We start from the raw sequence: 25,949 nt of genomic DNA, 5'->3' as shown, positions 1-25,949 counted from the left end.
AGGCCCCCTATCAGGTCCAGCCTTACGATATGATCACAGCGCTATCGATTTGAGTAAATACATTGCTCTGCATTTGACCTCCGTCCAACGCCGTCACGACTGTGCGGCTTGGAACGTTGACGATCATCGCAATGTCCCGGAAAACGATCAAAGAGTCTTTCGCGCCTTTGGACGCTGCATCCTCGACGGCATTCATAATCTTCGTCAGCGATTCGGGTTGAAGCTTAATGCCTCGCTGCTGCATGCGAATTTCCGCATGATGGCTGAACTTAAGCACCTTCGCATCGAGCATATCGCGGAATTCAGTGGATTGAGCACCTTGTGCAGCCGCTGTCTTGGTTGCTTGAAGAGGTGAACCCTTGACCGGAAACAAATGGCCGATCTTTATCGTGTCGCTCATCAGACTTCAGCCTCCTCGCTTGAATCCGAGGCGCTCGTTTCTCTAATGCCAAGCACATAATCAAGCGCGACTGACTTCTCTCCTGCGGAAGCATATAGGATGCCGTCCTTCGATACGATTGAATTCACTACGCCGCTAACGGGGATGATCGTACCGGCGTCGTCATATTCGTTCCAATCGATGGTTTTGCCGATTAGACTGGAAGCGGAACCGATACTTTGCCTGAGCTTGGACACTTCCGATGCCATATTAACCAACTGCTCAACCGATGTGAATTGCGCCATCTGGGCAATGAAATCTTTGTCCTGCATCGGTTGCATCGGGTCTTGATTGCGAAGCTGTGTAACCAAGATACTTAGAAATTGATCTTTGCCTAACGTATCCGTCTTTTTCTCAGCCGCTTTCTGGACGTTATCTGCACTGTAATTCGGCCATACGACTTTGGAGGAAACGCTGTTAGCCATTTCTAATCACCTCCGTTTCTTCTCATTGTCACTGTAAGGCGCTAAGCTTTAACATTAATGGCTCTACCGTAGCCAAGTCCCTGAATCGTAACTTGCTCAACCATCTCGGTCTCAAAGATTTCATCGACTGATCCTTCTCCGCTTCCTTTGGAGGATTGGCGGTTGCCAGATGCCGAATGACCATTCCCTTGACTGTTATGCTGGCCGAACAATTGCGAGGACGCTCCTCCTTGGGATACTTCCAGCTTATCAACAACTAATCCTTGCGCTTGAAGCGCCGTTCTTAATTGGGCCAACTGGTTGTCGAGCATATCTTTGGCACTTGCCGTATCCGTATGGAAGATTGCCGTCAACTGTCCATTCTGCATCGAGATCCGAACATCGACTTGTCCCAGATGCTCAGGGAATAACAGAAGCTTTGCCTCCGATACGCCATCGATCGAGGTGACGTCGAACTTCTGAACGACAAGCCCCGTCATCGTTTCGGCGAATTCTTCAGCTACTACATATTGTACGGGAGCTGTCTTCGCAAAAATCGGAGCTGCGTTCTTCGCCTGTTCTGCATTCGCAGCCGTTATAGGCGCGTTCGGCAATTGCTCGGTAACAGGTTGTCCGGCTTCCGACTCAACCGCGATCTCTGTCGCTTGGGCCGCTGCAACCGCAACATAAGAAGGATGTAGAGCTTGCTGCGATAAACGCTGCAGCAACGCGCCTGTTTCCGTCTTCAGTGACGTTATGGGCGTAAACAACGAATCCGAAGCGGAACCTTGCTTCGTCTCCTGCTTTATCGGTGTATCCGATTCATCTTGCAGAAGTGCTGCCAATGATTGAAGCTGCTGACCAATAAGAGCCTTCGGCTCTTGCTGCTGCACTCGCTTCAGATCGCCTTGCGACAATAGAGCTTGCAGTTGCAATAAAGCATCCTGCAGACCGTTCTTGACATTGGCTGCATTCAGATCGATACCAAACTCATTTGATGCCTCGTTGTTCGCTTCCATGTTTACTGCCGGCTGGCTCACTATGACGACCGGAGCGCCTAAAATCGCAAGCAGCGCGTTCAATTGGTCCAATGCCGATTCAAGCTCCGGCAATTGTTCCTCAAGAGCCGCATCTGCATCGTCTTTCTCGGCATCTCCGTTCAGACTCTCCAGCAAACCATCAATTAGCGACAACAAATCAGACGGAAGCGTCGCGCTGTCGGTAGCCGCGCTATCTACAATGGCAGGCTGCGATCCGCCAACCATCTGAACGATCGGCTTCGATGATTCAGCCGTTTGCGAGGATTTGCCGCCAAGTTGATGAACAAGCGTCTTCTGGAAGCTGCCGTTGCCGGTTCCACTCGTTCCGCTTGCCGAACCCGTCGATTGATTCTGGCCAGTTGCTTGCCCTCCAGCTTGCGGCTGAACGTTCACTGCTTGCGGAATAACCATTTCCATTTTTCTCACCTCCTTTCCATTGAATGGATCTAAAAGGATGCTGCGAAAAATCAGTTGCCGCTCATGAGCTTCGTAACGAGCTGAGCCGTCGTCGACTCATTGATTGCGGACATTTCAGCCAATATAGCCGAACGCGTCGTATCGTCTACCAGATTCAATACCCGAAGCGCCTTGCTTGGGCTTACGTCAACCATTTTGATAAGCAGCTCGCCTGCGCTCTTTGCGTTCATCGATGTGAACGTAGCGCTAAGCTGCTCTTCGTCCAGTATAGAGGAGGCGGGTTTCGTCGATTTAGCCTTCAGCGCGTCCACTTGGGATTGAAGCGCCGCAATCTGCAAATCCTTCGCTTTGCCGACATCTTTCAGCTTAATTGCCGCATCCGCGGCGGTCTGAGGATTCATCTTCTCCATAATGCGAACGCGATCGTCGGGACGCATCGTGTTGAAGATAAGCACCATCTCCTCTAGCGTCATGCTTTGCATAATCGGCGCTGCCTTGCTTGGCGAAATGGTCGAGAACATGTTCGACAGCTCCAGCACCTTCGCCTGGTATTGTTCATCCTCGACAAGCTGCTCCTCGTTCGAGCGCTTAAGCTGAGCAATCTGGTCTTCAAGATCTTTGATCTGCTGCTCTTGCGCGGTCTTGGCTTCAACGGCAGTCGCTAATTCCATTCCCTTCGCTGTGAGCTCTGCTTGCAGATCGGCAATCTTCTTGGACATATTGTCCGCTTTCAGTTGTTCGTCGGAAGTTTCCCCGGCTGCAACCTTCGGTTCGGGAAGCACGTCTTTAAGGAAAGGAACCGAATTCCCGACCTCCAACGCTTTATTCCGTATATCACTGTTAAACAAGATTAGCAGTACTACCAGCATAACGATCGCGAACAGGATCGGCGTCGTAAAAAACATAAACCGTTCAATCGCGCTATAACTTTGCTTCTCTGCATCCGCACCCGCCAATTCATTCACTCCCTCTAGCCAGCGTCACGGATCACGTTACGGGGTTGATATCATGAAACGGACGGTTGCCATCTCATCCAGCTCGTTCTGCTCCTTCACCTGCAGGGCGCTGCGAAACCGGTCAAATGCGTGATCCTTGGCCTTTAGCCATACTTTCTCGTCTTTCATCTTCTCGGTCAGCAATCCTCTGCGATGCTCGACCTTCTTCTTCGCTTGAAGTACATCCGACATTTTGTTAGCGATACAAGTAACTAAGTGGTCCAGGTACTGCTGTATAACTTGAAGCTCCATTAAAGAAACCTCAGTTTGGGAAGCTTCAATCAGCTTAATCTCCCATTCCCGCTTGGAAGCATGCAGTTGTTCAAGCGACTGCTCTTCCGCAGCAAGAGCGCCGACCGCCGCGGATAAGATCCATTCCGCTTGCGTCTTCTCGCTAGATTTTAAATCCACGATCTTCTGGAACGAATATCGAAATGCCGCCACTTAGCAGATCAGCTCCTATAGAAATCAGTAATTAAGCGTTGCTGGGCTTCCTCAAGGCTTACCTTCTCATTCGTTTTTTGCCTTGTGTAGCTTTGAATTTCATCCATGTATTGGATAGCCATATCAATTTCTTCATTCGTTCCTCGCTGATACGCCCCTATATTGATCAAGTCTTCCGAATCTTTATAGACAGCAAGGTATTTTTTCAATTCATTCGCGGCGTCTTGCTGCTCTTCCGTAACAATTTCCTTCATGACACGACTAACGGAAGCGAGTATATCGATTGCCGGAAAATGTCCTTTGTGAGCGAGAGCCCTGCTAAGCACGATATGTCCGTCCAAAATGCCGCGTACGGCGTCGGCAATCGGCTCGTTCATATCATCCCCGTCTACGAGAACGGTATAGAAGGCAGTTATTGAGCCAGTCGGACCGGTGCCTGCACGCTCGAGCAGCTTAGGCAGAGCGGCGAATACCGATGGCGTATATCCTCTCGTCGCTGGCGGCTCGCCGATTGCGAGACCAACTTCACGAAGCGCCATAGCATAACGGGTAACGGAGTCCATCATGAGCATCACATTAAGACCGCGATCGCGGAAATATTCTGCGATCGAAGTTGCGATTAACGCTCCTTTCATCCGGATGAGAGCCGGCTGATCGGATGTTGCGACGATGACGACCGAGCGTGCCAAGCCTTCCGGACCAAGATCCTTCTCGATGAATTCGAGAACCTCGCGTCCGCGTTCGCCGATAAGTGCGATAACGTTCACATCAGCCGATGTATTGCGTGCAATCATGCCGAGCAATGTACTCTTCCCTACGCCAGATCCTGCGAAAATGCCGACCCTCTGTCCGCTGCCTACAGTAAGCAGACCGTCGATCGCTCGTACCCCGATGCCAAGCGGCTGTTCAACCCGGGGGCGCTTAAGCGGATTGCTTGGTTCATTATGAGTCGAATATTGCTGCATCCGGCTTGGAAGAAATGATCCGTCTAGCGGATTGCCTAGGCCGTCAAGCACTTTGCCTAGCAATTCAGAACCGACTTGAACCGTTAACGGCTTCCCTGTTCCGACGACATCGCAGCCTGCGCTTATCGAATGCAGATCGCCAAGCGGCATGAGAATCACCTTGTTGTCTCTGAATCCGACGACCTCAGCTTTGAGCGGCTTTGCGCCTTTGGACGGATAAATGTAGCAGACGTCTCCGATGCTTGCGTCCGGCCCTTCCGATTCAACGGTGAGTCCGATAACCTGGGTTACTTTGCCGTTGACCCTAATCGGATCGAGCGGCTGCAAATGTTCGATATACTTGAGTACGTCGAGCTTAATCGCGTCCATGCGTTTGGCCTCGCTCTTCGTTGCTTTGGTGCGCAAGTTGGATAAGTTCTTTCTTAATCTCGGCAAGCTGCGTATCGATACGTGCATCGATGCTGCCGTAAGCCGATCGGATGACGCAACCGTTATCTTTAACCGTAGAATCCGGCAAAATTTGAAGCTCTGCTTGCGAATCGATCGAGTAATGCAGTTCTTCCCTTGCAGCTTGTACGAATGCAAGCTGTCCAGGTGCGACGCATAACGTAATGACGCCTAACTCTCTTCGTCTCGATAACGACTTGCGTATTAGCTCAATGGCCATTTCCGGCGATGCCGTCAATTGCTGTCCGATGATTTTCTCGGCAATCGCGCAGCTTAGCTCGACCAGGAACGGTTCGGCTTCCTGAATAATCTGCTCTCTCATTTGATAGGAGCCTTGCAGGATCGCAGACGCTTCTGCTAGCTTATGCTCCCATTGCTCGCGGAGATCCGTTTCAGCCCGTTCGGCGCCTTCCGAGTAACCAAGTGCATAACCCTGCTGTCTTGAAGCTTCCGACGCCGCTTCATCTTCCGAACGCTTGAGAAGCCACCATGCTTCAATCTGCTGTTCCGTTTCCTGAAGCTTCTGCTCGCTTTGCTGCGAAGCCTCGCGAAGCCTGTCTTCAGCGAAAGCTTGCGCATCCGCCAGAATCTGATCGCGAAGCGATATCAGCTCTGCATCGGGTGTAGGCTCGCTGTTCAGTTGTTCTTCCGCCTCAGGAACTTCCGGGGCGTATGGATTGAGCAAATGCAAGTGCTTTAACTGTTCTACCGAAACGACGCTCGAAGATTTTATCAAATTAGACAATGATATCGTCTCCTCCGCCGCGCGAGATAATGATCTCGCCCGATTCTTCTAGCCTGCGAATCGTGGCAACGATACGAGTCTGAGCTTCTTCGACGTCGCGAAGCCGTACAGGACCCATAAACTCCATTTCTTCTTTGAATGTCTCGGACATGCGTTTGGACATATTGCGGAAGATTGCTTCGCGGACTTCTTCGCTTGCCACTTTGAGTGCCAATTGAAGATCGGCGCTCTCGATGTCGCGAATAATGCGTTGGATCGAACGGTTGTCGATATTGACGATATCTTCGAATACGAACATGCGCTTCTTGATTTCTTCGGCAAGCTCCGGATCTTGAATTTCGAGCGCGTCGAGAATCGTACGTTCCGTTCCGCGGTCTACGCCGTTCAAAATCTGAACGATCGAATCGATGCCGCCGGCATTCGTATAATCCTGCGTAACCGTGGCAGACAGCTTCTGTTCCAAGACGCGTTCAACCTGCGAAATCACTTCAGGCGATGTGCTGTCCATAAGCGCGATTCTTCTTGCTACATCTGCCTGCTTCTCTTGGGGCAGAGAAGATAAAATATGCGACGATTGCTCGGATTGCAAGTACGAAAGCACGAGCGCGATCGTCTGCGAGTTCTCGTTCTGGATAAAGTTCAATATTTGAGTAGGCTCGGCTTTACGGGCAAAGTCGAACGGTCTAACCTGAAGCGTTGCCGTCAATCGATTAATGACATCAAGCGCCTTCTGTTCGCCAAGCGCCTTCTCCAAAATATCTTTCGCATAGCCAATACCGCCTTGCGATATATATTCCTGGGCCAAGCAGATTTGATGAAATTCGCTTAGGATCGTTTCTCTGTCTAAGCTGTCTACCTTCCGAACATTCGCAATTTCAAGCGTTAGCTGCTCGATTTCCTCATCGCGCAAATGCTTGAAAATTTGTGCCGATACTTCGGGACCGAGCGTAATGAGAAGGATGGCCGCTTTCTGCCGCCCCGTCAAACCTTGCATCGCCTTGGACAATTAAAGCACCTCTATTCATCCACTAGCCAAGTACGAAGAAGGTTGACGAACTCATCCGGCTTCCGTTTGGCAAGTGTTTCAAGATTTTTACGGGCTTGACTGTCACCATTGACGCTGTCGAAATCAAGCGTAGGATATTCCACTTTAGGAGGTGCAGCCATATCGATTTCTTCAACAGCCCTTTGTTTACGTTTTCGAACGAGCATAATGACAAGTCCGCCGATTAATGCGAGTGCCGCTGCTCCGATTCCGATAGCCCAACCGAGCGATAAGCCGCTTGCTTGGCTCGAAGAAGAACCTTCGGCAAACGTTTGAGCGATAACTGAAACTTTTTTGCCCATTACCTCGTCATTAGTTACATCTTGACCGGAATCCGCAAGCTGAGCTCTTACTAACGCAGTCAAATAAGTTTTTACCGCTTGACTCGATTCGTCATTCAGTTTTCCTTGTTCGACGCCGATACTAATTGTAAGGTCCTTCACAACAAACGGTCCGGATTCGATCTTGTTACTGATTCTGTCGAATTCATAATTCGTTGCCCTCGAGCTAGTCTCCGAACTGCTTTCACCGGAGCTTGCTGCATCGTAACCCGGAACATCGGTTTCACCCGTGCCCGTTACTCCTCCTGCCTGAGCAGATCCGCCCGTCGATGAACTCGTATTCGTTTCTTCGCTCAAAATGATACCGTTGTTGTTATTGCCCTCAAGCGGTCTAACAAGATTTTGCTCCGAATATTTCTTATCGAAGTTCATCGTGCTCGCTACGCTGATAACGAGATTGTTCGATCCGACCATAGGACCGAGAAACTGTTGGATATTTTTCTTCAATTCCGACTCGTATTTGCGTTGAATCTGGAATTGTTGTTCTACGACATCGGTATTGCCGGCAAGTGCGCCGTCCACTTCCGACGATGTCAGCTCGCCTTGCGGGCTAGAGATTGTTATATCTTGCATAGCTAGGTTAGGAACAGCCGTCTTCACCAAGTTGTAGTAGCCATCGATTTCCTTCTGGCTTGGGCGATAGCCCGATGCGAAGTTCAGCATGATCGAAGCGGACGCTTTCTTCGCTTCTTCAGCCGACAGAAATACGCTTTCCTCCGGCAAATTAATGAGCACGTTCGACGAATTGACGCCCTGCATGCCGTTAAGCAACTGCTGCACTTCTCCGTTCAATGCATTCAAGTACTTCACGTTAAATTCATTGTCCGTTTGTCCGAAAGCGCTCGAGCTTGCGTTGAACGACTCGAAACCGATAGAGCCGTTTTGGACGAGCCCCTGTGAACCGACATCGACTTTAACTTTTGACGCTACCGCGCTTGGCACTGAGATGCTCTTGCCATTTGTGCTTAATTGGTAAGGAATTCCACTGCTTTCCAAATGATTCATGATTGCAGCGGCATCGGTTGTATCCAAATTTTGAAACGCTATCTCGTATTCCGTTCTAGTGAATACGATCGTTAACAAAATAATCGTTACTAACAACCCTCCAATGGATGCTCCCAACCATATTTTTTGTTTTCTGCCCATCTGGCCCCAAAATTGCGTAAGTCTGCCTCGATATTGGGCGATTCTCTCGTTCACATTGTCACCTCACCCAAATGCTATGCTAGGTCCATCCTACTGCTAAATTTGCATCCGCATCATGTCCTGGTATGCCTCGACTACTTTATTGCGGATTTGCGAAGTAAGCTGCAAACTTAACTGCGCCTGCTCCGATGCGATCAGGACCTTCGTCACATCCACCTGGCCTACTAAATATTGATCGTTAAGCTTATGTACGTTTTTTTCCTGTGCGCTTACATTTTCAATCGCCGTTTTTAAGTAATCGCCGAACGATTGTGTCATCTCCGCCGGAGTCGCCTTGTCAATCGACGGCTTCTCGATCAGCTTCGTCGGTTGAATTTGGCTTAGCGACATCGGTTGTATCATTAGTACCCCTCCATTCTAGTTCAATTCACACATTGGATTATTTGCCAATTTCAAGCGCTTTGACAAACATGGCCTTCGAAGCATTAATAGCCGTTATGTTCGCATCATAGTTACGCGTTGCTGCAATCAAATCGACCATTTCCTTCATGACGTCAACGTTCGGCATTTGTACATAACCGTTCTCGTCGGCGTCGGGGTGGGTAGGATTGTAAACGAGCTTGGTCGGCGTATGATCCTCCTTGATTTGCGTTACCTTCACGCCTTGGCCGGCGGCACTGTTGCCCATCTGCTGGGAAAGGACGCTCGAGAACGACTGCTTTACAGGCTCCATAACGACCATTTTGCGTTTGTATGGTTCAAAACGACCGTTTACGAAGCTTGCCCGTGTTGTTTCGGCATTAGCGATGTTCGATGAAATTACGTCCATCCGCAGCCGCTGTGCCGTTAACGCTGAAGCATTAATGTCAAATCCTGTCGAAAGCTTCATTCTCTACCCTCTCCCCTCTATTGCAGTACGCATCATCGCGACGTCATGGTTAATTTGCTGAATATAAAAATTGTAACTCAATTGGTTTTTGGCCAATAGCGACATTTCTCGTTCGATATCGACATTGTTTTCGCTGTGTGTCATTGAAGTCGTTTCATCGGTTATTACTTTAGCAGCAGGGACGGCCGAGTTTCCGACACCAATCGGGACATGTCTTGCATCGGTCGTTCTACCGGCCAAGCGAGTGAGGCTATTGCCCCCCATCGATTGTTCCAGAAGCTCTTCAAACAGTACCTCAGTCCTCTTGAAATGCGGCGTTTCAGCGTTAGCCACATTGTTTGAAATGACGCGATGCCTGAGCTCAGCCGCCTGTACGGCCCCCTCCATTCTTTTGAATGAAGCGCCATTCAACAAATTCATGCAGTTTCACCACTTTCATTGATGATCTTCTCTTAGGTATTCAACAGATTAACACTCATTCCTGCTAAGTTCGACATATAAAAATGAAAAAAATGAGACGAGTGTGTCGATATTTGCCGACTTCATAATATTCAACAATTACCTAAATTATTACAATAAGAAAAAAGCCCTATCTTTTAATTCAGATAGGGCTGAAATGGTCTAAACGTCCCATTTCTAGATTTTCATCTTTTTGAGTTCTTGTAAAAGCTGATGGTTTAATATTTTGATGTACGTTCCTTTCATGCCCAGCGACCTTGTCTCGATGACGCCCGCGCTTTCAAGCTTGCGAAGCGCATTGACGATAACCGAACGCGTTATGCCGACGCGATCCGCAATTTTGGATGCAACGAGCAGCCCTTCCTTGCCATCCAACTCTTCGAAGATATGCTCGACCGCCTCCAGCTCGCTGAAGGACAACGAACCGACAGCGACGGAAACAGCCGCCCGGCTGCGAACCTCTTGTTCGATCTCATCCGCCCGTTCGCGCAATATTTCCATCCCGACGATCGTTGAGCCGTATTCGGCAAGCACGAGATCGTCATCGTCGAACGTACCCGACTGGCGGGTCAGCACAAGCGTCCCAAGTCGATCCCCGCCTCCGATTATCGGTACGACAGTCATTATTTCTTGATCGCCTAGACGGGGGAACGTCTCATAAACGCCCTCGTCCGGCTTCACGTTCGTCATCGACTCCTGCATATCGAGGAATCGGACATTGCTCTCCTGCGTGAACCGCAGCTCATCCGACGACAAGGAACGCAGGAAGTCGTGATCGTACACGTCAACCGCTGCGCTGCCGAGAATTTTACCTTTGCGGCTTACAACGAAAACGTTCGTCTGGATCGTTGTGCACAGTACCTCGGCCATTTCTCTAAAATTAAGCGCCTTGCCCGCAGCGCGCTGCAGCAGACGGTTCAAGGTTCTTGTCTTTGTAAGTAAAGTCATTCCATTGCCTCCCAAAACTCTTAACGACTACAGTATATATTGACTCAAATCGCGATTTTGCGCAATGCTTGCCAGTTTTTCTTTGACATACTCCGGCGTGATCGTCATCGTCTCGAGCGATAGCTCTGGCGCTTCGAACGACAAATCCTCCAGCAGCTTCTCCAGGATCGTGTGCAAGCGGCGAGCTCCGATATTCTCGGTATTCCGATTGACGTCAGCGGCAATCGAAGCAAGCTCGTGAATCGCTTCGCTAGAGAATTCCACCTTGATGCCTTCCGTCTCCAACAGCGCCGTGTATTGCTTCGTCAGTGCGTTCTTCGGCTCGGTAAGTATGCTCACGAAATCTTCCAAGCTCAGACTGGTCAGCTCCACCCGAATCGGAAAACGGCCTTGAAGCTCCGGTATAAGGTCGGAAGGCTTGGCGATATGGAAAGCGCCTGCAGCTATGAACAGCACATAATCCGTCTTCACCGGACCGTACTTAGTCATGACTGTCGAACCTTCTACAATCGGTAAAATATCGCGCTGAACGCCCTCTCTCGATACGTCGGGGCCATTGCCGCGCGACGGGCTTGCAATTTTATCTATTTCATCGATGAAGATGATGCCGGATTGCTCTGCGCGAAGAATCGATTCCGATATCACATCGTCCATGTCGATCAGTTTATTCGCTTCCTCCTGAATGAGCACCTTGCGCGCTTCCTTTACCGACAGTTTGCGTTTCTTATGCTTCTTCGGCATGAACTGTCCTAACAACTCCTGCATATTCATTCCCATGCCCTCGGGCCCTTGCCCGGACAACATATCGAACATGTTAGGCGCCGAGTCCTCTATCTCGATCTCGATGATCTCGTTCTCTAGCTTGCCCGCAGCGAGCTGCTCTTTCACTTGATTGCGTCTTTGTTGAACGTTGAAGTCCACGTCAGACTCGTCTTCTTCCTCTTTCGTTTGCTGCTGGTTGTTGCCGAACAGCATCTCGAACGGGTTTTTGGCAGGCTTCGATTTAGCAGCCGAAGGCGCCAACAGCGAGACGATACGCTCATTGGCGAGCTTCTCGGCACGCTCCTGAACGCGTTCGGTCCGCTCAGCCTTCACTATTCGGATCGACGTCTCTACAAGATCGCGAACCATCGACTCGACATCGCGTCCAACGTATCCAACCTCCGTGAATTTCGTCGCTTCAAGCTTTACGAATGGCGCTTTCACGAGCTTAGCCAATCGGCGGGCAATTTCCGTCTTGCCGACGCCGGTCGGACCGATCATCAAAATATTTTTCGGAACGATCTCATCGCGCAGCGATTCATCCAGCATGTTTCTGCGATAACGATTGCGGAGCGCGATTGCCACCGATCGCTTCGCTGACTTCTGACCGACAATATACTTATCCAGCTCTGCTACGATTTGGCGCGGCGTTAAGGCATCATTTTTCAAATTAATCCCTCCGATAATAGATTCCATCGATCTTATGTGATTTACCATGGTATGAATAATCCCTTATACCTTACCCGATTATCAGATTTCCTCAACGATAATATTATTGTTCGTATAGACGCAGATTTCGGCAGCGATTTGCAGCGATGCGCGAGCAATGTCTTTTGCTTCCATTTCGGATGAATAACGAGTTAACGCGCGAGCGGCGGATAATGCGTAAGTACCTCCCGAACCAATGGCAAGCAAGCCGTCATCCGGCTCGATGATTTCGCCGTTTCCGGAGATCAGCAGCAGGCCGCTTTGATCCATAACGAGCATCATCGCCTCCAGCTTGCGCAGCACCCGATCCGATCTCCAATCCTTTGCCAGCTCTACTGCGGAACGCTGCAGATTGCCGTGATGTTCCTCGAGCTTGCCTTCGAATTTCTCGAACAAAGTAATGGCATCGGCAACCGATCCTGCAAAACCGGATATGACTTGTCCGCGATAGAGCCGTCTTACTTTTTTGGCGGTGTTCTTCATCACCATGCTATTGCCGAACGTGACTTGCCCATCGCCGGCAATTGCGCCCTTTCCGTTATGTCTAACTGCGCAAATCGTCGTCGCGTGAAATTGCATTTCCATTGCTTTGCCTCCTCTATGATATGTCTCAAGCACGGTTCGCTTCTGCTTGAGCAGCAGTTGTCATTCGTCCAAAGTGAAGCGCCTATATGAAGAAATTTATACATGCGTCGCCTCGAGTAGACCATGCTATGCTTATCTACGAAAATTTATTGCAAATGTTCCCGTTTAAATTGCTCAATGCCTTCCAACGCCCGATTAGCGATCGCTTCGTTTTTCTCTTTTTTGTTGCGGATCTTCTTCTCCAGAGGCGGGAATAGGCCAAAGTTCGCATTCATCGGTTGAAAATGTTTAAAATCGGCCGTCGTGATATAGTTCGCCATACTGCCCAGCGTCGTTTGCTCCGGCAATACGATCGACTCCTGTCCACGGGCGACTCTAGCCGCGTTTATGCCCGCTATGAGGCCCGAAGCGGCAGATTCGACATAGCCCTCCACCCCGGTCATTTGGCCGGCGAAGAACAGCGACTCGCGCGTATTCAACTGATAAGTCGGCTTAAGCAGACGCGGCGAATTAATGAACGTATTGCGGTGCATGACGCCATAACGTACGAACTCGGCATTTTCCAGACCGGGGATGAGTGAAAATACGCGCTTCTGCTCGCCCCATTTCAAGTGGGTTTGGAAGCCTACTAGGTTGTACAGCGTACCTGCGGCATTATCTTGGCGCAGCTGAATAACGGCATGCGGAAGCTTGCCCGTATGCGGATTAACAAGGCCGACTGGCTTCATCGGTCCGAACAGCACCGTCTGCTTGCCGCGGCTCGCCATGACTTCGATCGGCATGCAGCCTTCGAAATAAACTTCCTTCTCGAATTCCTTAAGCTCGGCCGTCTCGGCCGTCGTAAGCGCCTCGTGGAAAATTTCGAATTCCTCTTCGGTCATCGGACAGTTCAGATATGCCGCTTCGCCTTTGTCGTAACGGGAAGCGAGATACACCTTGTTCATATCGATAGAGTCTTTCTCGATAATCGGCGCAGCCGCATCGTAGAAGTAGAAGTATTCCTCGCCAAGCAACTCTTGGATCTGAGCGGACAATCCTGGCGCAGTAAGCGGTCCTGTCGCGATAACGACGATGCCTTCTTTCGGGATCTCGGTTACTTCTTCGTTGCGCACCTCAATGAGCGGATGCTCGCGAAGCCTGCTCGTCACTTCGCCGGAGAATCCGTCGCGGTCGACGGCGAGCGCCCCTCCTGCAGGCACGGCATGCTGATCGGCGCAGCTCATAATAAGCGAGTCAAGCTGGCGCATTTCTTCCTTTAATACGCCAACGGCGTTCGTCAGGCCGTTCGCCCTCAAGCTATTGCTGCAGACAAGCTCTGCGAATTGGTTCGTATGATGAGCAGGCGTTTGTTTCACCGGACGCATTTCATATAATATAACGGGCACGCCCTGCGTTGCGATCTGCCAGGCAGCTTCGCTTCCGGCTAAGCCTGCTCCGATGACGGTTACGGTTTGTGGTTGTGACAATGTGGGTCAATCCTTTCAAGATTATATTTTCCACCAAACCTTCAAAGGCTTATAACCAAACCTTCAAAGGACTTTCGAACCCTCCCAACCCTCCCTTCCAAGGGAGGGCCCAAAGGGTTGCACCCTCTGGACTCCGCATGGCAAACGTTGCAGTTAGAGAGACGTTTGCGAGCTTGATTGCACTTGGATTGCTATCGTCCATGCGGGACCGCTTCCCGTTGAGTGGGGACTAGTTACCTGTTTGAGTGCATTTAGAACGTCGGAGGTACACAGGTGATCTTTTGCTTTATTTGCGGTTGGACCGCTTCGTCCCTTGGGACACGCTATCTTGCGGTGCGAGAACTTAGTTAGTTTGAGTAGGTTTGCGGCTATTGATTGAATATTCGGACTTAGGTTGAGTCGGTTACATAACTAGCGATACGCCTCAATCTATTCTCAAGTATAACTGGAATTTCTTACGTTAAATCGTATGGTTAGGCCGAGTTTTGTGAAATAGAAGGAATTGCTCCATTTATTTCAGGAACTTCTTGAAGTAAGCGAAAAACGGGTTGTTTTAACGGGAGTTTTTCCGGTTATCGATCGCCCCGATGCTCATGGTGTGAAATTAGAAGCAGAAATTCACGTGATTTCTCGGGACCAGCCCCTTGTTCCCCCTCCGACGCCGCCATGCACGGTGAAACCCTCCCCTTAGCAGGGAGGGCTTATCGAGGCATCGGATGTTAAAAATGGAATGAGAAGGTCATATAACGACGGTGTCCTCCCTAGTTAGGGAGGACGGGTGCCAATCGCGATGGCCTTTTGTTCCTTTCACAATCAAGCGTTAATCCGCCAATTCCTCGTTATCATCTTCATCCGGCACTTCTTCCGAATAGTCGCAGGTCGGACACTGAAGCTTCAGGCCGTTCCGGTTGCGCTTCTCGGTCAGCATGCTGTCGCAATTCGGGCAAGGTTTGTTCGTCGGTTTATCCCACGACACGTAATCGCAGCCCGGGTATTGATCGCAGCCATAGAAAATGCGCCCCTTCTTGCTGCGACGCTCGATGATCTTGCCATCTTTGCATTTCGGACAAGGCACGCCGATATCTTTGACGATCGGCTTCGTGTTACGGCAATCAGGGAAACCCGAGCATGCCAGGAACTTGCCGAAACGTCCCATTTTGTAAACCAAATGCCTTCCGCACTTATCGCAGAGCTCATCGGAAACCTCGTCTTGAATCTCGATTTCCTTCATTTCGTCCTCTGCGACCTCAAGACGTTTCTCGAAAGATTCGTAGAAATTAGCGAGCACCTTCACCCAATCCTCCGTACCTTCCTCCACATGGTCGAGATTTCCTTCCATGTTGGCGGTAAACTCTGCGTCAAGAATTTCAGGGAAGAACTCCTCCATCAGTTGGATAACCAGCTCGCCAAGTTCCGTCGGCATGAACTTCTTTTCTTCCATCGCTACGTATCCGCGCTTCTGGATCGTCTCCAGCGTCGGCGCATACGTACTTGGCCGCCCTATGCCGAGCTCCTCAAGCGTGCGAACGAGTCTTGCCTCCGAATAACGCGGCGGCGGCTGCGTGAAATGCTGCTTGGGCTCTATCGATTCGGCAGCGATCACATCGCCCGCAGCAAGCGGAGGCAAAAACTTATGCTCCTCAACGGTCCCGTCGTCGTTGCCTTCGACGTACACCTTCATGAAGCCCGCGAATTTCACTTTCGAACCGACAGCGCGGAATACGGTACTGCCGGCTTGCATATCGACGGTCATCGTGTCTAGAATGGCAGAAGACATTTGGCTGGATACGAAGCGCTCCCACACCAGCTTGTATAGGCGAAACTGATCGCGGCTGAGGAATGACTTGACCGTCTCCGGATCGCGCAGCACCGACGTCGGACGAATCGCTTCGTGCGCATCCTGCGCATTGCTGTTCTTCTTCGTGTAGACGCGCGGCTGCTCGGGCGCGAACGCCGGACCGTACTTCGTCGTAATGTACTCTTTCGCTTCTTCCTGGGCAACTGGCGATATGCGAGTAGAATCCGTTCTCATATAAGAAATTAGACCGACTGTACCTTCCTTGCCAAGCTCTACGCCCTCATAGAGCTGCTGAGCGACGGACATCGTCTTGGAAGCGCGGAAACCCAGCTTTCTGGCCGCCTCCTGCTGCAAAGAGCTCGTTATGAACGGCGGAGCCGGATTGCGAAGCCGCTCCTTCTCCCGAACGTCGGAGACGCTGAACTTCTCGCCTCTCATAGCGCTTAGCACTTCTTGCACGTCCGCTTCCTTGCCTAATTCCTTCTTCTCCCCGTTAACCGAATAATACTTGGCGTCGAACGGGATGCCGGAATGGGTCAGCTTCGCGGTAATGGACCAATACTCCTCCGGCACGAAAGCGTCGATCTCGTTGTCGCGATCGATAATGAGCTTAACCGCTACCGATTGCACGCGTCCGGCGGATAATCCCTTCTTCACTTTCTTCCATAGAAGCGGGCTGATCTTATAACCTACAAGACGGTCCAAAATGCGTCTTGCCTGCTGCGCGTTAACCAAATCCATATTGATCTTCCGCGGCGTCTTGAACGCATCCTTCACGGCTTGCTTCGTAATTTCATTAAATACGACACGGCAAGTGTCTGTCTCGTCTAGCTCCAAATAATGTGCCAAATGCCATGCAATCGCCTCGCCTTCGCGATCCGGGTCAGCCGCCAGAAAGACTTGCTTGACTTTTTTGCTGGCGTCCTTCAATTCCTTCAGCACGCTGCCTTTGCCGCGAATGGTTATGTATTTGGGGTTGAAATCGTTCTCTACCTCTACGCCGATCTGGCTTTTAGGCAAATCGCGAATGTGACCCATCGATGCTTTGACGATATATTTGCTGCCTAAATATTTGCCTATCGTTTTGGCTTTGGCCGGTGATTCGACGATAACTAATGAATCTGCCATGCGAGGTGCCTCCTCTCTCTACTGCTGGTTACAATGCGATATATATGGATCCGGGCTGAAGCTCGATTTTCCGTTTTATACATAAATTTATCAGAAGTGCGTTCAAATGTCCAAACGGAATAGCGGACAGCTCGTGTAATTCATTAATGGATAGCGGCTGATCCTGCAAAAAACCGACGACTTGTCGTTCTTCGGCAGTCAGACCCAAAGCCGAGTTATCGATGGCGGTACCGGTATCGGTCTTGCTTTTCAGCCTCTTCTCAATAGCGGCCGGCAGCCATCTCAGCTCCTCTATTATATCGGTAGCGCAAGAAATCAGCTTAGCCGAGCCTTTTTTTATGAGATCATTCGGGCCTTCGCTCTTGGGTGACGATATTTGCCCCGGGATAGCGAACAATTCTCTCGACATGTCAAGCGCATACTTCGCCGTTATGAGAGAACCGCTTCGTTTGGCACCTTCCACTACGACGGTGCCGACGGATAATCCTGCAATAATTCGATTGCGCTGCGGAAATTGCCCCGGATGGAGCGTCGTGCCGATCGGAGTCTCGGATACGAGCAAGCCTTTCTCGGCAATGGCGCGGAATAATGACCTGTTTTCCGAAGGATAACAGGTATCGATTGGAGTCGGCAGTACCGCTATCGTCCCGCCAGCACCGTCTAGAGCCGCTTCATGCGCAAGGCTGTCGATTCCTTTGGCAAGACCGCTAACGACGGTAAGGCCGAGATCTGAGAGCTCCTTGGACATTTCTCTTGCACTGTGCCTGCCATATGCGGTCGGGACTCTCGTTCCAACGATAGCAACGCTCGGCGCATGAAGCAAATCGAGATTCCCCTTGGCGTACAGCACCCAAGGCGGTTGATCGATCTGCCTGAGGTTATACGGATATTCCTTGTCGAACGGCGTTAGCGTAACGGCTCCCGCTCTTGCGGCTGCAGGTGCGGATTTGTCAGCGAGATCCCATCTGCCGGCAGCAAAACGATTCATAACCGCTTGCGCCTGATCCTTCTTCAATCCAATGCCGATTAGAAGCTCAAGCGTCCAAATCGGCTTCAGCCACAATTGATGCTCAATCGCCTTCTTAATGGAATGCCAGCCAATGCCCGGTATTTCATAAAAAGCGACAACCATGCTTCTTCTTAGTTCATTATTAAGCTTCATACGCCCATCCCTCTCATGGATCGGGCGGCATACATTCTTATCTATTGTGCGTTACATGGATAAAGAATGCAAGTCGGCCGATTAAATTTTGAAAATCAATATGAAAATAAACAAAAAAAGCAACCTTCCAACTCCCGATAACGGGTCGTTGAAAGGTTGCTTACCTTCGCGTATTGCGTATTAGATTTGCGCCTGGTGCGTCGTGCATTTCTCGAGCAAGCCTTGCTCTTCAAGTACGCTTACGAGCGTGGAGCCCATATCCGTAGGCGTTGGAGCAACTTTGATGCCGCAAGCTTCAAGCGTAGCGATCTTCTCTGCGGCCGTACCTTTGCCGCCGGAGATGATAGCGCCCGCATGTCCCATGCGTTTGCCCGGAGGCGCCGTTGCGCCGCCGATGAAGCCGACTACCGGTTTCTTCATGTTCGCTTTGATCCACTCGGCAGCTTCTTCCTCTGCCGTACCGCCGATCTCGCCGATCATAATAACCGCGTAAGTGTCAGGGTCTTCATTGAAGCGGTTAAGGATATCGATGAATTCCGATCCTTTAACCGGGTCGCCTCCGATACCGACTGCGGACGATTGACCGATACCGCGGGTTGTCAGCTGGTGAACCGCTTCGTATGTCAGTGTTCCCGAACGGGAAATGACGCCGACGTGGCCTGGCGTATGGATGTAGCCCGGCATAATGCCGATTTTGCACTCGCCTGGTGTAATAACGCCAGGGCAGTTCGGTCCGATAAGAACCGTGTTGCTTCCGTCCATGTAGCGTTTTACTTTAACCATATCGAGTACCGGAATGCCTTCTGTAATACAGATGACAAGGTCAAGCTCAGCGTCTACGGCTTCCATGATCGCGTCGGCAGCGAATGCCGGCGGTACATAGATAACCGAAGCGTTAGCGCCCGTAGCTTTGACGGCTTGAGCCACCGTATTGAATACCGGAAGCGATACAACCTTACCGTTTTCAAGCGTGATGTCAACGTTCGTGCCGCCTTTGCCCGGAGTAACGCCGCCAACCATTTGCGTACCGTATTCTAAAGCGCCTTTTGCATGGAATAAGCCAGTTGCGCCCGTAATGCCTTGAGTAATGACTTTTGTGTCTTTATTGACCAAAATGCTCACTCTTAACTCACATCCCCTGAATGAATTCGTATGCGGGCATGCCGCAAGTCAAGCTATTTATTTCACGAGAGCGACAATTTTTTGAGCGCCGTCCGACATGGAGTCGGCAGCGACGATGTTCAGTCCCGATTCTTTCAAAATAGCTTTTCCGAGGTCTACGTTTGTACCTTCCAGACGTACGACGAGCGGACGGTCTAGACCGACTTGCTTAGCCGCTTCGACAACGCCGTTGGCAATAACGTCGCAACGCATAATGCCGCCGAAGATGTTAACGAAGATCCCTTTTACCTTCGCGTCGGACAAAATAATTTTGAATGCTTCGGTAACCTTTTCCGCAGTCGCACCGCCCCCTACGTCCAGGAAGTTGGCCGGGTCGCCGCCGAAGTATTTGATAATATCCATCGTTGCCATTGCAAGACCTGCGCCGTTAACCAAGCAGCCGATGTTGCCGTCTAGGGCGATGTAGCTCAGATCGTACTTGGAAGCTTCGATCTCTTTCGCGTCTTCCTCTTCAAGGTCGCGAAGCGCTACGATATCTTTGTGGCGGTACAGCGCGTTGGAATCGAAGTTCAGCTTCGCGTCAAGGGCGATGACTTGTCCGTCGCCAGTAACGACGAGCGGGTTAATCTCCGCGATGGAAGCGTCCTTCTCAACGAATGCGGTGTAAAGAGAGATCATGAATTTAACTGCTTTATTGACAAGCTCGCCCGGAATGTTGATGGCATACGCCAATTTGCGCGCTTGGAATGCCTGAAGGCCAACAGCCGGATCGACAACCTCTTTGAAAATTTTCTCCGGGGAATGTTCGGCAACTTCTTCGATCTCCGTGCCGCCCTCTTCCGAAGCCATTATAACGACGCGGCCTGTACCACGGTCAAGAACGGCGCCGATATAATATTCTTTCTTGATGTCGCAGCCTTGCTCGATGAGCAGGCGTTTCACTTCTTTGCCCTCTGGGCCCGTTTGATGCGTAACGAGCACTTTGCCAAGAATTTCGCTAGCGTATGCACGCACTTCATCCAAGTTTTTTGCTACTTTAACGCCGCCCGCTTTACCGCGTCCGCCTGCATGAATTTGCGCTTTCACGACAACTACGGCAGTTCCGAGCTCTTTGGCCGCTTCTACAGCTTCGTCAACCGTGAAGGCAACTTTACCTTCAGGAACGACTACACCATACTGTTTAAGGACCGCTTTCCCTTGATACTCATGGATATTCATTGTTGAAATCCTCCATTTCACAGACTGAAATCAGTCATATGTACACAAACCTTTATTATTGTAGCACCTTTCCATGCTTGTTACCTTATTTTCACGCATAATTAATACGGCTTTTTTGATATGGGTTTAATCTCTTTTTGAGATTAAACCGACAACGCTAGACAAACTACGCCAAATAGTATGACCTTTAAACGATTATCTTACGCTATAAAAGTTCAATGATTGACATTTATGTAAGCCATGCTCTATGATATTGCCATAATCTAAATAAATGGAACGGAATGGTAAGGAAGCACCTTCATTCAATCGATGGAGGTGCTTTTTTTGTTTAGTTTTGTGCAAAGCGCAAGCGTATATGGCGTGGATGGCAGAAGTATTTCCGTAGAAGTAGACATATCGAGCGGCTTGCCCCAGGTCAACATTGTCGGGCTGCCGGACCCTGCGGTTCGCGAATCGGTAGAACGGGTACGGGCAGCTATTAAAAATAGCGGATTCACCTTCCCGCTTGATCGGATAACGGTTAATCTAGCGCCTGCAGATCTACGCAAGGAGGGAACGGCTTTCGATCTTGCGATAGCCGTAGGTATATTGACGGCCAGTGCGCAGATCGGCTCGCAGCCGTTCGAGCGCACGCTTCTGATCGGCGAGCTGTCGCTTAACGGCGGAATCAAGCCCGTATCCGGCGTGCTAGCGATGATCGAGCAAGCCAAGAGCAGCGGCATTACGCGAATCGTGCTTCCGCTAGCCAACGCTTTCGAAGCGGCTTGGATTTCGGGCATGGAGCTGTTCGCCTTGACGCATCTAACGGAATTATCTTCTTCAGACAAGACAGATGCGGCCAGGGATTGGAACCGGCTGCGATTCGATCCGTCGGCTATAGGAAGAGGAGTTCGGGGGAGGGCAGAACATGGCGATGCTTCTCTATCGGGGAAAGATGATGCTTGCGACTTCGGTGACGTCATTGGGCAGCATCAAGCGAAGCGGGCCATGCTCATTGCCGCTGCAGGCAAACATAATATTCTGCTTAGCGGTCCGCCCGGAACGGGAAAAACGATGATGATCCGCCGATTGCCAGGCATATTGCCGTCCCTTAGCGAGCATGAAGCGCTTGAAGTGACCAAAATCTATAGCGTAGCAGGCAAGCTTCCCGAAGGGCCGCAAGGGTTAATCACGCGGCCGCCGTTTCGAGCGCCGCATCATACGATTTCGAGCGGCGGACTGATTGGAGGCGGCTCCATCCCGAAGCCAGGAGAAATTACGCTAGCCCATCGCGGCGTCTTATTTCTTGATGAGCTGCCGGAATTCCCGCGACAGGTGCTCGAGATGATGAGGCAGCCACTCGAGGATCGTGTCGTGACGATTGCCCGTTCGAAGGCCGTCTTCCAATTTCCCGCCAATCTCATGCTCGCTGCTTCCTTCAACCCTTGCCCATGCGGCTACTATGGCCATGAATACGGTGAGAAACGCTGCACGTGCAGCTCGACCGCGATTAGCCGGTACCGCTCCAAGCTATCCGGTCCGCTCCTCGACCGGATCGATCTTCAGCTTGAAGTGCCTAGGCCCATTATTATGGAGCAAGGCAGACCGTCCGAACAGGGTCTAACGTCGGCCGATATGAGACGTATCGTGCAGGCTGCCAGAGCCCGTCAGCAGCAGCGGACCCACTCGCTCGGCACCGTATGGAACAGCGAGCTAACGAGCTCCGCGCTTCGCAAGCATGCTTTGCTTAAGCCGGCAGCGTTAGCTTTGCTCGACGACGCCTTCCAGCTATTCGGCATAAGCATGCGGGCTTATGACCGCCTGCTTAAGCTGGCGCGCACGATCGCCGATGTGGAGGGCAGCGACGAGGTTGAGGCCGAGCATGTCGCGGAAGCGATACAATATCGGAGACTGGGCAATGTATAGTAGCTGTGATGCTTGAATAGAATACAACCACTTCCCATAATGCGATGAGTAAATAATTGAATATGCCAGCGACAGTGTCCAAGGTGGAGATCTGCATTAATTTTAGCCGAGTAGTAGTCCATCCCGAACCTATGTCGATGACCTGTACTTACTTTCGTTGGAACGCCCAAATGAGGACGTTCTAGAGCAAAGTTAGTGCAGAAATCGAATATAGCAGGGTGAGGCTTTCTCAGCGTTAGGCGAATAGATCGTTCATTACGTGGGATGTGCGAAGTGTCTATACTGGATCATTGCAGTAACTTTAGGCTGTTTCGCGACATATAGAGAGCTATATTGGATATTCGCAGCATAGACCTCTCTTTTGTACTCAAAATGGCGTCAAACGCTCAAAGTTACTGCGAAAATCCACCATAGCTCCCCACCACCACTATTTCCGCCCAATTTACTGCGAAATCCAACACAGCAGCCAGAGGTTAGCTGCATACGCACAAAGGGGCCGTTCCTATGCCAGTGGCTTTGGGACTGTGCCCCCTCCTGTAAAAATCCATCATATTACACGTTTCAGAACGCCCCTTCATATTGCTTGCGCTCTACGATGCTTCCATCCGCCCTTATCGCAACGGCAATAACGTCGAAACGTACTGGACTATCTAACAAACCCGCGCTTCGCATGTAGACGAGAGCAGTCGATCTAACCTGCATTTGTTTGCGAGTATCTACCGATTCTGCCGCCGTTCCGTAACGCCCGGCTCCCGGTCTTCGCGTACGAACCTCGATGAACACCGTCCTGCCTCCATGCTCGGCAATAATATCAATCTCTCCGCTTCGGCAGCGCCAGTTGCGCTCGATAATCCGATAACTCTCCGATTCAAGCAAGTCGCAAGCCGCATCTTCGCCGAGCTTGCCAAGCTGTTGCCTACTTATCGTCATTCCAATCCCTCGCTTTGCGATCCGAGCGGTAGACGAAGCTTAATATTTCGGCTACCAGCGTATATAGCTCGGCTGGGATCTCTTGATCGACGTCCAGCTTGGAGAGCACTTCAACAAGTGATGCGTCCTCTTGGATCGGTACGCCGTTCTCCTTCGCCTTCTCAAGGATAAGATCCGCTAAATGTCCCGTGCCCTTGGCTACCATTACAGGAGCCATACGATCGCCCGGCTCATATTTAAGCGCTACCGCCTTGCGCGCGGGAGCAGATGAACGATTTTCTTGCTGATCCCCGCTCATATTTTGTAATCGACTCCTTTGTACCTCGTCGCCGAGAACTGCGACAGATCCGGCGGTGCCTGCGGCTTCTTCGCCTTATCTGCGCCCTGTTCCTGCTTCCGTTCTGTCTCGATGCCCGGCTTGGGCAGCGGCGTTGCACGAAGCGTCAGCAACTGATAACCGGCCTCTTGAAGCCGCTCGGTCACCTCCATACGCGAAGTTTCTGCAAGCGCGCCGATGGCAGGGTGATCATTCCACAAATTCAAGCTGACGATCTTGTCTACGACATTCACGTCAACCATCGTATCGCCAAGATTGTTCATCGACAAGTTGAACAGGAGCCGGCAATTGGACGCATCAAGCTCGCCTTTACGTCCCCTGCGCGTTTGAATATGAACGGACGCCGTCTGATTGCCGTCTTGACCGTTGAATGGGATAAACATCGTGACATGCGTAAGAATAGAGCTGTTCCGCTCCGGCGTCAGCAGCAGCTGCTGACCCGTAATTTGCGCGACGAGCTGCTGGGCCGTTTCTTTGATTGCTGCCGGAGTGTCGTTAGACGATAGAAGCGAGAGCAGCGCGCTCTTCAGCGATTCATGCTGTTGGCTTTGCTGCATCTGCTGAGCTTGCTTCGATTGAATCTGAATTTCCGGCTTGGACTCGGTTCCGAGCGCGTTTGCCTGCTGCAAAATGCCTGCCGTGCGTTCCATGCCAGGCCGCATATCCGCGGCTGGCTTCGTCTGGTGCTCCTCTGCTGTGCCCCCGCTAACCCGAGCTTGCACTCCACTTGCTTGCTCATTCTCCGACTGATGCAGCTTCGGTTGAGCGCCGCCAATCGACCGCTCCGACTCGACGCCTCTAGTGGCAGATGCGGCAGGTCGGGCTGCCGTTTCCTCAGCTCCATCGCCATCAATATTCCTCTCGCTGACGCTTTCTCCTGCAACAGCCTGCGACTGTCCATCAGCTTGCGGTGCAGGTGCTGCCGTACGTGCTCCTGCCGGCACATCAGACGCGGCAGTCGCCTTGGCAAGCTGCAGCTCATGATCGACGCCAAGCCATTTCATCATTTGGCCGATCCAGTTTTGCGAGCCCTTGCTTCCGGCAGCATCCGACGGGCGAATTGAGGCTTGAGCATTCGCAGCATCTTCGGCTCCTTCGCCTTGAGCTGCCGCGGCAATCGTCATGCTTGCCGCTGTCGCTGCTTGCGCAGGCACCTCCGGCTTACCTGCTTGAGCAGGAATCACCGCTCTTGCAGAGCCGGTCTGAGACTCGCTATCGGCAGTCGCAGAGCTATCGACCGCTCGACGCAACAGCTCAGCTCCTTCGGCCAGCAGCGCCGCCACACGAGCTGCTGCCGGTGGCAGCGCCTTGGCCTCGGCAGCCGCCTTGCCGTCTTGTCCCGCCATCGCTTTCGACAACCCGGCAAGCTGCTTCTGCAGCGTGTCCAGCAGCTCGTGCGCATCCTGACCGAACATGACTTGCTGCAAAGAAGCAACGACAGCTCCCGTCATCGGCAGACCTCTCTTATGCGCCGCAGCGGCTGCATGCATCCACTGCTCGATATCGCCGCCCTCTGGCATAGCCGCCGCCGCTTGCTGGAACGCTTGCGAAACTTCCTTCGTGAGTACAAGACCTTCCCGGCGCAAATCTTTGATAAGCGCAAGCGCCCACTTCGTTTCCGGCAACGAAAGCGCCTTGGCCCATTCCTTGAAATTCTCATCGGGCATGCCGAGCGTGCTTGGCTCAACCTGCTTCAGCACGATGATCGCTCCGGACGATTGCGGCTGAACCTGCATAAGTGCCGTCTGCCCCTGCTGAAGCGGAATTTCAAGCTTGGCACGCACTTGCACGCCGTTTATTTGTACGATCGCTTCGTTATTTTCCATGACTTGCAGAACGACGCCGCGAACCGTTTGACCCGTCTTAAGCTCCAGCGCCCGCGTATCGTTGCCGGCGGCTTCTCCCAGATAGGTTCTCATCATCTGGCTGATGTTCATCTCTGCATCAAGCCTCCTCTGCCTAATCCTTACGATCCCTCATATTTTATATATGTACCCTTTATATCGGCTGGCAAGCGCCTTCCGTGTAGGTATGACAAACAAAAACGCCCGTCGCTCGTTCCTGGCAGCGGATGCCAAGAACAAGTAACAGGCGTTCTTACGTT

The 25,949-nt window shown here is 51.3% G+C and carries 24 protein-coding genes; 1 reads left to right on the top strand and 23 read right to left on the bottom strand.

The window, feature by feature from the left end; genetic code table 11:
* Window positions 1-22 precede the first annotated feature (22 nt).
* The 20 genes from J2T14_RS08935 to sucC form a co-directional block, all read right to left on the bottom strand.
* Window positions 23-400 carry a TIGR02530 family flagellar biosynthesis protein gene (locus tag J2T14_RS08935; RefSeq protein ID WP_307469956.1) on the bottom strand — a complete coding sequence of 126 codons (378 nt, stop codon included), beginning with the start codon at window positions 398-400 and terminating at the stop codon, window positions 23-25.
* Window positions 400-864, bottom strand: coding sequence for a flagellar hook capping FlgD N-terminal domain-containing protein (locus tag J2T14_RS08930; protein WP_307469954.1), 465 nt, complete (start codon window positions 862-864; stop codon window positions 400-402). The genes J2T14_RS08935 and J2T14_RS08930 overlap by 1 nt, the downstream gene beginning before the upstream one ends.
* A gap of 41 nt (window positions 865-905) precedes the next feature.
* Complete coding sequence (locus tag J2T14_RS08925) at window positions 906-2,300, bottom strand: flagellar hook-length control protein FliK (RefSeq protein WP_307469951.1); 1,395 nt, start codon at window positions 2,298-2,300, stop codon at window positions 906-908.
* A gap of 50 nt (window positions 2,301-2,350) precedes the next feature.
* Complete coding sequence (locus tag J2T14_RS08920) at window positions 2,351-3,265, bottom strand: MotE family protein (RefSeq protein ID WP_307469949.1); 915 nt, start codon at window positions 3,263-3,265, stop codon at window positions 2,351-2,353.
* 27 nt (window positions 3,266-3,292) lie between these two features.
* The gene (fliJ, locus tag J2T14_RS08915) at window positions 3,293-3,739 is read right to left on the bottom strand and encodes a flagellar export protein FliJ (protein ID WP_307469945.1); all 447 of its coding nucleotides are present in this window, start codon (window positions 3,737-3,739) and stop codon (window positions 3,293-3,295) included.
* Window positions 3,740-3,747: 8 nt separating this feature from the next.
* Entirely contained in the window at window positions 3,748-5,073 is a 1,326-nt protein-coding gene (fliI, locus tag J2T14_RS08910; protein ID WP_307204030.1) for a flagellar protein export ATPase FliI, read from the bottom strand.
* Complete coding sequence (locus J2T14_RS08905) at window positions 5,060-5,896, bottom strand: FliH/SctL family protein (RefSeq protein WP_307469942.1); 837 nt, start codon at window positions 5,894-5,896, stop codon at window positions 5,060-5,062. Before J2T14_RS08905 ends, fliI begins: the two co-directional genes overlap by 14 nt.
* Window positions 5,889-6,890 (bottom strand): flagellar motor switch protein FliG, encoded by a 1,002-nt coding sequence (fliG, locus tag J2T14_RS08900; RefSeq protein WP_373458131.1) that lies wholly within the window; start codon window positions 6,888-6,890, stop codon window positions 5,889-5,891. Before fliG ends, J2T14_RS08905 begins: the two co-directional genes overlap by 8 nt.
* A gap of 23 nt (window positions 6,891-6,913) precedes the next feature.
* A complete protein-coding gene (gene fliF / locus J2T14_RS08895; RefSeq protein ID WP_307469939.1) occupies window positions 6,914-8,482 on the bottom strand; it encodes a flagellar basal-body MS-ring/collar protein FliF in 1,569 nt (522 codons plus the stop codon).
* 42 nt (window positions 8,483-8,524) lie between these two features.
* Entirely contained in the window at window positions 8,525-8,830 is a 306-nt protein-coding gene (fliE, locus tag J2T14_RS08890) for a flagellar hook-basal body complex protein FliE (RefSeq protein WP_307204026.1), read from the bottom strand.
* Window positions 8,831-8,867: 37 nt separating this feature from the next.
* On the bottom strand, window positions 8,868-9,317 hold the full coding sequence (gene flgC / locus J2T14_RS08885; protein WP_307469937.1) for a flagellar basal body rod protein FlgC: 450 nt from the start codon (window positions 9,315-9,317) through the stop codon (window positions 8,868-8,870).
* A 3-nt stretch (window positions 9,318-9,320) separates the two neighbouring features.
* A complete protein-coding gene (flgB, locus tag J2T14_RS08880; protein ID WP_307204023.1) occupies window positions 9,321-9,737 on the bottom strand; it encodes a flagellar basal body rod protein FlgB in 417 nt (138 codons plus the stop codon).
* 216 nt (window positions 9,738-9,953) lie between these two features.
* A complete protein-coding gene (gene codY / locus J2T14_RS08875; RefSeq protein ID WP_307204022.1) occupies window positions 9,954-10,724 on the bottom strand; it encodes a GTP-sensing pleiotropic transcriptional regulator CodY in 771 nt (256 codons plus the stop codon).
* Window positions 10,725-10,751: 27 nt separating this feature from the next.
* On the bottom strand, window positions 10,752-12,155 hold the full coding sequence (gene hslU / locus J2T14_RS08870) for an ATP-dependent protease ATPase subunit HslU (protein WP_307469933.1): 1,404 nt from the start codon (window positions 12,153-12,155) through the stop codon (window positions 10,752-10,754).
* 81 nt (window positions 12,156-12,236) lie between these two features.
* The gene (gene hslV / locus J2T14_RS08865) at window positions 12,237-12,779 is read right to left on the bottom strand and encodes an ATP-dependent protease subunit HslV (RefSeq protein WP_307204020.1); all 543 of its coding nucleotides are present in this window, start codon (window positions 12,777-12,779) and stop codon (window positions 12,237-12,239) included.
* A gap of 146 nt (window positions 12,780-12,925) precedes the next feature.
* Window positions 12,926-14,245, bottom strand: a complete 1,320-nt coding sequence (gene trmFO / locus J2T14_RS08860; RefSeq protein WP_307469931.1) for an FADH(2)-oxidizing methylenetetrahydrofolate--tRNA-(uracil(54)-C(5))-methyltransferase TrmFO — start codon at window positions 14,243-14,245, stop codon at window positions 12,926-12,928.
* A gap of 820 nt (window positions 14,246-15,065) precedes the next feature.
* Complete coding sequence (topA, locus tag J2T14_RS08855) at window positions 15,066-17,171, bottom strand: type I DNA topoisomerase (RefSeq protein WP_307469929.1); 2,106 nt, start codon at window positions 17,169-17,171, stop codon at window positions 15,066-15,068.
* A gap of 28 nt (window positions 17,172-17,199) precedes the next feature.
* Window positions 17,200-18,333, bottom strand: a complete 1,134-nt coding sequence (gene dprA / locus J2T14_RS08850) for a DNA-processing protein DprA (RefSeq protein ID WP_307469926.1) — start codon at window positions 18,331-18,333, stop codon at window positions 17,200-17,202.
* Window positions 18,334-18,513: 180 nt separating this feature from the next.
* On the bottom strand, window positions 18,514-19,455 hold the full coding sequence (gene sucD / locus J2T14_RS08845) for a succinate--CoA ligase subunit alpha (RefSeq protein WP_307469923.1): 942 nt from the start codon (window positions 19,453-19,455) through the stop codon (window positions 18,514-18,516).
* Window positions 19,456-19,512: 57 nt separating this feature from the next.
* Complete coding sequence (gene sucC / locus J2T14_RS08840; protein WP_307204014.1) at window positions 19,513-20,673, bottom strand: ADP-forming succinate--CoA ligase subunit beta; 1,161 nt, start codon at window positions 20,671-20,673, stop codon at window positions 19,513-19,515.
* Window positions 20,674-20,997: 324 nt separating this feature from the next.
* Between sucC and J2T14_RS08835 the strand changes: the two genes are divergently transcribed.
* Window positions 20,998-22,578: a YifB family Mg chelatase-like AAA ATPase gene (locus tag J2T14_RS08835; protein WP_307469920.1), complete on the top strand. Its 1,581-nt coding sequence runs from the start codon at window positions 20,998-21,000 to the stop codon at window positions 22,576-22,578.
* A 561-nt stretch (window positions 22,579-23,139) separates the two neighbouring features.
* Here J2T14_RS08835 and J2T14_RS08830 read toward each other — a convergent pair.
* Genes J2T14_RS08830 through J2T14_RS08820 form a run of 3 tightly spaced genes read right to left on the bottom strand, consistent with a single transcriptional unit; the run spans window position 23,140 to window position 25,782 of the window.
* Window positions 23,140-23,508 carry a YraN family protein gene (locus J2T14_RS08830; protein WP_307469918.1) on the bottom strand — a complete coding sequence of 123 codons (369 nt, stop codon included), beginning with the start codon at window positions 23,506-23,508 and terminating at the stop codon, window positions 23,140-23,142.
* Window positions 23,495-23,806: an EscU/YscU/HrcU family type III secretion system export apparatus switch protein gene (locus J2T14_RS08825; RefSeq protein WP_307469915.1), complete on the bottom strand. Its 312-nt coding sequence runs from the start codon at window positions 23,804-23,806 to the stop codon at window positions 23,495-23,497. The genes J2T14_RS08830 and J2T14_RS08825 overlap by 14 nt, the downstream gene beginning before the upstream one ends.
* Window positions 23,803-25,782, bottom strand: a complete 1,980-nt coding sequence (locus tag J2T14_RS08820) for a hypothetical protein (protein WP_307469912.1) — start codon at window positions 25,780-25,782, stop codon at window positions 23,803-23,805. Before J2T14_RS08820 ends, J2T14_RS08825 begins: the two co-directional genes overlap by 4 nt.
* Window positions 25,783-25,949 lie beyond the last annotated feature (167 nt).

The organism is Paenibacillus harenae (assembly GCF_030812415.1).
GTDB classification, from domain to species: domain Bacteria; phylum Bacillota; class Bacilli; order Paenibacillales; family Paenibacillaceae; genus Pristimantibacillus; species Pristimantibacillus harenae_A.
This window is presented reverse-complemented; position numbering and strand designations above follow the sequence as displayed.

Bases quoted from the DNA above. Each gene is read 5' to 3' on its own strand.
- topA (WP_307469929.1), bottom strand. From the start codon at position 17,171: ATGGCAGATTCATTAGTTATCGTCGAATCACCGGCCAAAGCCAAAACG.
- flgB (WP_307204023.1), bottom strand. From the start codon at position 9,737: ATGAATTTGTTGAATGGCGCTTCATTCAAAAGAATGGAGGGGGCCGTA.
- fliI (WP_307204030.1), bottom strand. From the start codon at position 5,073: ATGGACGCGATTAAGCTCGACGTACTCAAGTATATCGAACATTTGCAG.
- flgC (WP_307469937.1), bottom strand. From the start codon at position 9,317: ATGAAGCTTTCGACAGGATTTGACATTAATGCTTCAGCGTTAACGGCA.
- hslV (WP_307204020.1), bottom strand. From the start codon at position 12,779: ATGGAAATGCAATTTCACGCGACGACGATTTGCGCAGTTAGACATAAC.
- J2T14_RS08820 (WP_307469912.1), bottom strand. From the start codon at position 25,782: ATGAACATCAGCCAGATGATGAGAACCTATCTGGGAGAAGCCGCCGGC.
- J2T14_RS08935 (WP_307469956.1), bottom strand. From the start codon at position 400: ATGAGCGACACGATAAAGATCGGCCATTTGTTTCCGGTCAAGGGTTCA.
- J2T14_RS08825 (WP_307469915.1), bottom strand. From the start codon at position 23,806: ATGAGCGGGGATCAGCAAGAAAATCGTTCATCTGCTCCCGCGCGCAAG.
- J2T14_RS08925 (WP_307469951.1), bottom strand. From the start codon at position 2,300: ATGGAAATGGTTATTCCGCAAGCAGTGAACGTTCAGCCGCAAGCTGGA.
- J2T14_RS08930 (WP_307469954.1), bottom strand. From the start codon at position 864: ATGGCTAACAGCGTTTCCTCCAAAGTCGTATGGCCGAATTACAGTGCA.
- fliG (WP_373458131.1), bottom strand. From the start codon at position 6,890: ATGCAAGGTTTGACGGGGCGGCAGAAAGCGGCCATCCTTCTCATTACG.
- sucC (WP_307204014.1), bottom strand. From the start codon at position 20,673: ATGAATATCCATGAGTATCAAGGGAAAGCGGTCCTTAAACAGTATGGT.
- J2T14_RS08830 (WP_307469918.1), bottom strand. From the start codon at position 23,508: ATGACGATAAGTAGGCAACAGCTTGGCAAGCTCGGCGAAGATGCGGCT.
- dprA (WP_307469926.1), bottom strand. From the start codon at position 18,333: ATGAAGCTTAATAATGAACTAAGAAGAAGCATGGTTGTCGCTTTTTAT.
- codY (WP_307204022.1), bottom strand. From the start codon at position 10,724: ATGACTTTACTTACAAAGACAAGAACCTTGAACCGTCTGCTGCAGCGC.
- fliE (WP_307204026.1), bottom strand. From the start codon at position 8,830: ATGATACAACCGATGTCGCTAAGCCAAATTCAACCGACGAAGCTGATC.